We start from the raw sequence: 5,639 nt of genomic DNA on the forward strand, positions 1-5,639 counted from the left end.
GCCCGGTCGCGGCCGCGGTGGCCGTGCTGCTGCTGGGCGCGGCCGCGCTGGCGCCGGGCCGCGCGCGGGGTACGTCCTGCGCCGTTCCGGTCTCGGCACCCACCCGGTCGCGAGTGGGTGCCGCGTAGCGTCGCCCCATGCAGACCCTGCGCACCTCGGACGAGCGCTTCGCGCACCTTCGCGACGCCGGCGGTACGGACGGCTTCGACTACGAGCCGCACCACGCCGAGGTGGCGGACCCGACGGGCGGCGGACCGATCCGGATGGCGTGGGTCGAGGACGGCCCGGCCGACGGCCCGGTCGTGCTGCTGCTGCACGGCGAGCCGTCGTGGTCCTACCTCTACCGGTCGATGATCCCGCCGCTGGCCGCCGCGGGGTTGCGGGTCGTCGCGCCGGATCTCGTGGGCTTCGGCCGCTCCGACAAGCCCGTCGAGGTGGCCGACCACACCTATGCCCGCCACGTCGAGTGGGTGCGCGAGCTGGTGCTCGACCGCCTCGGCCTCGACGCGATCACCCTCGTGGGCCAGGACTGGGGCGGCCTGATCGGGCTGCGGCTCGCCGCCGAGAACCCCGCACGGTTCGCCCGCCTGGTCGCCGCGAACACCGGCCTGCCCACCGGCGACGTCGACATGCCCGAGATCTGGCACCGCTTCCGCCGGGCGGTGCAGGAGTCGCCCCGACTGGACATCGCCCGCTTCGTCGAGTCCGGGTGTGTGCGCGGGCTGTCGCCGGTCGCCCGCTCCGCCTATGACGCGCCGTTCCCCGACGAGACGTTCACGGCCGGGCCGCGGGCGATGCCCGGCCTGGTGCCCTACCGTCCCGACGACCCGGCGAGCGCCGCCAACCGCGCGGCCTGGGCCGTCCTCGCTGCGTCGACCATACCGATGCTCGTCGCGTTCTCCGACTCCGACCCCATCACGGGCGGCATGCGCCCGGTCCTGGAGCGGACGGTGCCCGGGGCGGCCGGGCGGACGCACCCGGTCATCGCGAACGCCGGCCACTTCCTGCAGGAGGACGCCGGAGCCGAGCTCGCCGACGCGGTCGCCACCTTCATCCGGACGAGCGGATAGCCTCTGCGCCATGCTGCTGAGCGACCGCGACATCCGCGCCGAGGTCGGGGCGGGCCGGCTCGCCGTCGAACCGTGGGATCCCGAGCTGGTGCAGCCGTCCAGCGTCGACGTGCGCCTCGACCGGTTCTTCCGGGTGTTCAACAACTCCCGCTACACCCACATCGACCCCGCGGCCCAGCAGGACGACCTCACGACGCTCGTCGAACCCGAGGGCGACGACCCGTTCGTCCTGCACCCGGGCGAGTTCGTGCTCGGCTCGACGCTGGAGATCGTCACCCTGCCCGACGACCTCGCCGGGCGGCTGGAGGGCAAGTCCAGCCTCGGACGGTTGGGGCTGCTGACCCACTCGACCGCGGGGTTCATCGACCCGGGGTTCACCGGCCACATCACCCTCGAGCTGTCGAACGTCGCCAACCTGCCCATCACCCTGTGGCCGGGCATGAAGATCGGCCAGCTGTGCCTGTTCCGCCTCTCCAGCGCGGCGGAGCATCCGTACGGGTCGTCGGTCTACGGCTCCCGCTACCAGGGTCAGCGCGGCCCGACGCCGAGCCGGTCCTACCAGAACTTCCGCCGCTGGCCGACGGCCTGACCGCGTCGCGCGATCAGTCCGAGAACTCCTTGGCCAGCACCCGGCCGACGGCGGACAGCATGTCCAGGCCCCGTCCGGAGCTCACCTTGTTGCCGACGGGCGACCGCAGGGCGAGTTCGAACGCGCCCTGGTCGGTGAGCACGTCCATGACCATCGTCGGGGACACCGACAGGGTGTAGGTGACCGCGGCCCGGCCGACCCCGTCGACGCGGCGCGGCGACCGGTTCGCGTTCTGGTCACGGACGCTGTTGAAGGTGTCCTGCTGGTCGTTGCCGATGCCCAGGATGGTGACGGTCAGGGTCGGGAAGGCGTCGTTGCCCGGGATGTAGTAGCAGCGGCGGTGGAACGCCTTGGTCGTGACGGCCGTGCCGATCACCGCCGCCGCCGAGTCGGCGGTGACCGGAAAGCACACGTCCGGCCAGTCGGTCCGCTCGACCGAGCCGTCCGCGTACACGTAATGCTTGCCGTTCGGAGTGGGTGACGGCGCGGTGGACAGCTCGGCGGCCCCGCTGCTCGAGCACGCGGTCAACGCCGCTGCGCCCAGCGCGAGCACCAGTACCCGGGCTCGGGCTCGCGGCGACGACGGCACGGCACCTTCTCGGTCGAGGGCGGGCGGTGACTGGCGTAACGGAGTATCACAGTAAAACGGCGTGCGGCGCACGGTCAGTTGCCCCCGATCCTCCCGACGTGGTCTCACGTCGTCGGCTGCTCGGTCGCGGTCAGGATCTCGACCAACGTGCCGATCTCGCCGTCGGACGCCGCGAGGGCCACGGCCGGCAGGGACTTGGTGAGCATGTCCAGCACCGCCTCGCGACCCAGGGTCTCGCCTTCGGCCCCGCTCCCGGCGATCCAGCGCACCACGCACTCCTCGACGTAGGCGACCCAGCCGTGCACGGCCAGCGAGGCGCGCTCGCTCAGGGTGAAGCCGAGCTGGTCCAGCACGACGATGATGCGCTGCGCCATCGTCGCGCGCGTGGCGTCGAAGATGGCACGCATCTCGACGTCCCCGCTCGCCGCGCCGCGTACCAGTGACTTGTAGCTGTCGGGGTTGTCCTCGACGTAGGCCACGAAGGCGTCGAGCGCCTTGCGCAGCGCTTCCACCGGCGGCAGCGCGAGGTCGGGCTCGGTGCGCCGGATCATCTCGCCGGCGGCGGCCCGCGCGACCTCGAGGTGAAACTCCTGCTTGGAGGCGAAGTAGTGGAACAGCAGCCCGCGGGAGATCCCTGCCGCCTGGGCGATGAGCTCGACGGACAGCTCGTCCAGCGTGCGGGTGGCCAGCATCTCCACACCGAGCTTGATGAGCTGCGCGCGGCGCGCCTCCGGGGTCAGGCGAACCCGGCGTGGCGCAGACATGCCGTCACCCTAGCCGCTACTGAACATCAGTCAACTACCTATTGACTCACGTTCAATGAGCCCGTTACCCTGACACGATGACTCAGGCACCCGCCCGTCCCGACCGGTCGACACCGCGCGACGCCGCCGAGCCCCAGCGCCGGCACCTCGGCGTGCTGGTCATCGGCTCCGGCTTCGCCGGCCTCGGCGCGGCCATCCGCCTGCGCCAGGACGGGCGCGAGGACTTCCTCGTGATCGAGCGCGGCAGCGAGGTCGGCGGCACCTGGCGCGACAACACCTACCCCGGTGCCGCGTGCGACGTGCCCTCGCACCTGTACTCGTTCAGCTTCGAGCTCAACCCGGCATGGTCGCGTTCGTTCTCCCCGCAGCCCGAGATCCAGGACTACCTGCGCTCGGTGGCCGCGAAGTACGACCTCGCCGACAAGCACCTGTTCGACACCGAGGTCACCCTGGCCCGGTGGGACGGCGCGCAGCGGCGCTGGCTCGTCGACACGACCAACGGCGCCTTCAGTGCCGACGTGCTCGTCGGCGCGGTCGGCGCGCTGGCCGAGCCGAACCTGCCTCCCATCAAGGGCATCGAGACCTTCCAGGGCAAGGTGTTCCACACCGCGCGCTGGAACCACGACGCCGAGCTGGCCGGCAAGCGGGTCGCGCTGATCGGCACCGGCGCGTCGGCCATCCAGGTCGGCCCGGCGATCGCGGGCCGGGACAGCACGGCCCGCGGCGGGGCGCCGGGCGTCGCGCACCTCGACGTCTACCAGCGCACCGCCCCGTGGGTCATGCCCCGGCACGACCGCGCGTATTCGCGCCTGGAGAAGCTGGCCTACCGGCGCGTGCCCGGCCTGCAGCGCCTCGCCCGCGAGGCCATCTACTGGGGACGCGAGAGCTTCATGCTCGGCTTCGGCTACCGGCCGCAGATCCTGCAGCTCGCGCAGCGCGTCGCCGAGCGCAACATCGCCAAGGGCATCCCGGACGACGCCGAGCTGCGCGCGGCCGTCACGCCCGACTGGCAGATCGGCTGCAAACGCATCCTGATCTCCAACACCTGGTACCCGATGCTCGCGCAGGACAACGTCGAGCTCGTCACCGACGGCATCGCCGAGATCCGCGAGAACGCGATCGTCGGCACCGACGGGACCGTCCGTGAGGTCGACGCCATCGTCGTGGCCACCGGGTTCCACGTCACCGACTCACCGACCTTCGAACGGATCGTGGGCGCCGACGGCCGCACCCTCGCCCAGGTGTGGGCCGAGCACGGGCAGCAGGCCTTCCGCGGGGCGGCGGTGCACGGCTTCCCGAACATGCTCTTCGTCGTCGGGCCGAACACCGGCCTCGGGCACAGCTCGATGGTCTACATGATCGAGTCGCACGTGAACTACCTGTCCAGCGCGCTGGAGGCGATGCAGCACCGCGAGCTCGCGACGTTCGACGTGCGCGCCGACGCGCAGCGCGAGTACAACGCAGCACTGCAGCGGCACATGAAGCAGACCATCTGGACCACCGGCGGGTGCGCGAGCTGGTACCTCGACGCGCACGGTAACAACACGACCTTGTGGCCGGCGTTCACGTTCCTGTTCCGCCGCCGGACCCGCCGCTTCGACGTCGCCGCGTACGACACCACACCCCGCGGGGCCGGCCGCGACGTCCGTACCGTCAGCGCCTGAACCGGACCGCACAACTGCACCGCCCGATCCGCAACCAACCCAAGGAGAACGCCACATGACCGACGTCAAGGGCAAGGTCGCCGTCGTCACCGGAGCAGGGTCGGGCATCGGCCGCGCGCTCGCCTACGAACTCGCGCGGCGCGGGGCGAAGCTGGCCGTCAGCGACGTCGACGCCACCGGGCTCGCCACCACCGTCAAGCAGTTGCGCGTCATCGGCGCGCCGGTGCACAGCGCCTCGCTCGACGTCACCGACCGCGCCGCGGTGCTGAGCTACGCCGACGAGGTCGCCGCGCACTTCGGCACCGTCAACATCGTCATCAACAACGCCGGCATCGCCTTCACCGGCGACATCTCGGTCATGAGCTTCGAGCAGATCGAGCGGGTCTTCGACGTCGACTTCTGGGGGGTCGTCAACGGCACCAAGGCGTTCCTGCCGCACGTGATCGCCTCGGGTGACGGGCACGTCGTCAACATCTCCAGCCTGTTCGGCTTGCTGGCCGTCCCGGGCCAGAGCGCCTACAACGCCGCGAAGTTCGCGGTCCGCGGCTTCACCGAGGCGCTGCGCCAGGAGATGCTGGTCGCCGGCAACAACGTGCACGTCACCTGCGTGCACCCCGGCGGGATCAAGACCGCGATCACCCGCAACGCCACCGCGGTCGACGGTGTCGACGCGGCCAAGATCGCCGAGTACTTCGACGCCAAGCTGGCCAAGACCTCACCCGACGCGGCGGCCAAGTCCATCCTGCGCGCCGTCCAGGGCAACCGGCCGCGCGCCGTCGTCGGCCTGGACGCCAAGTTCCTGGACATCCTGGTCCGCGTGGTGGGCCCCGGTTACCAGCGTCTCGTCGCGCTCGCCGCGGGCCGCGCGAACAAGCTGGCCGCCGTCGAGCCGCCCGCCGCCTCGGGCGGGGCCGCCGGCGGCACCACCACCCGCGACCAGCGCAGCCCGTCCGGCCACGCGAC

At 71.6% G+C, this 5,639-nt stretch carries 5 protein-coding genes and 1 pseudogene; 4 read left to right on the top strand and 2 right to left on the bottom strand.

The features are described 5' to 3' along the window. Positions 1-137 precede the first annotated feature (137 nt). Together ACFFCA_RS19585 and dcd are read left to right on the top strand one after the other, a co-directional pair. Positions 138-1,070 carry a haloalkane dehalogenase gene (locus ACFFCA_RS19585; RefSeq protein ID WP_375487935.1) on the top strand — a complete coding sequence of 311 codons (933 nt, stop codon included), beginning with the start codon at positions 138-140 and terminating at the stop codon, positions 1,068-1,070. Between the two features lie 10 nt (positions 1,071-1,080). Further along, complete coding sequence (gene dcd, locus ACFFCA_RS19590; protein ID WP_375487937.1) at positions 1,081-1,659, top strand: dCTP deaminase; 579 nt, start codon at positions 1,081-1,083, stop codon at positions 1,657-1,659. A 13-nt stretch (positions 1,660-1,672) separates the two neighbouring features. On the opposite strand, the gene ACFFCA_RS19595 is transcribed toward dcd, so the two are convergent. Beyond that, on the bottom strand, positions 1,673-2,248 hold the full coding sequence (locus tag ACFFCA_RS19595) for a hypothetical protein (RefSeq protein WP_375487939.1): 576 nt from the start codon (positions 2,246-2,248) through the stop codon (positions 1,673-1,675). A 104-nt stretch (positions 2,249-2,352) separates the two neighbouring features. Next, complete coding sequence (locus tag ACFFCA_RS19600) at positions 2,353-3,012, bottom strand: TetR/AcrR family transcriptional regulator (RefSeq protein WP_375487941.1); 660 nt, start codon at positions 3,010-3,012, stop codon at positions 2,353-2,355. A gap of 77 nt (positions 3,013-3,089) precedes the next feature. Between ACFFCA_RS19600 and ACFFCA_RS19605 the strand changes: the two genes are divergently transcribed. After that, the gene (locus ACFFCA_RS19605; RefSeq protein ID WP_375487943.1) at positions 3,090-4,676 is read left to right on the top strand and encodes a flavin-containing monooxygenase; all 1,587 of its coding nucleotides are present in this window, start codon (positions 3,090-3,092) and stop codon (positions 4,674-4,676) included. 55 nt (positions 4,677-4,731) lie between these two features. Next, positions 4,732-5,541, top strand: a pseudogene (locus ACFFCA_RS19610) (SDR family NAD(P)-dependent oxidoreductase); the annotation flags it as partial. Between the last annotated feature and the right edge of the window lie 98 nt (positions 5,542-5,639).

The organism is uncultured Jatrophihabitans sp., from assembly GCF_964252635.1.
Lineage (GTDB): Bacteria > Actinomycetota > Actinomycetes > Mycobacteriales > Jatrophihabitantaceae > Jatrophihabitans.

Excerpts from the sequence above, each read along its gene's own strand:
- ACFFCA_RS19600 (WP_375487941.1), bottom strand. The coding sequence starts at position 3,012 with ATGTCTGCGCCACGCCGGGTTCGCCTGACCCCGGAGGCGCGCCGCGCG.
- ACFFCA_RS19605 (WP_375487943.1), top strand. The coding sequence starts at position 3,090 with ATGACTCAGGCACCCGCCCGTCCCGACCGGTCGACACCGCGCGACGCC.
- ACFFCA_RS19585 (WP_375487935.1), top strand. The coding sequence starts at position 138 with ATGCAGACCCTGCGCACCTCGGACGAGCGCTTCGCGCACCTTCGCGAC.
- dcd (WP_375487937.1), top strand. The coding sequence starts at position 1,081 with ATGCTGCTGAGCGACCGCGACATCCGCGCCGAGGTCGGGGCGGGCCGG.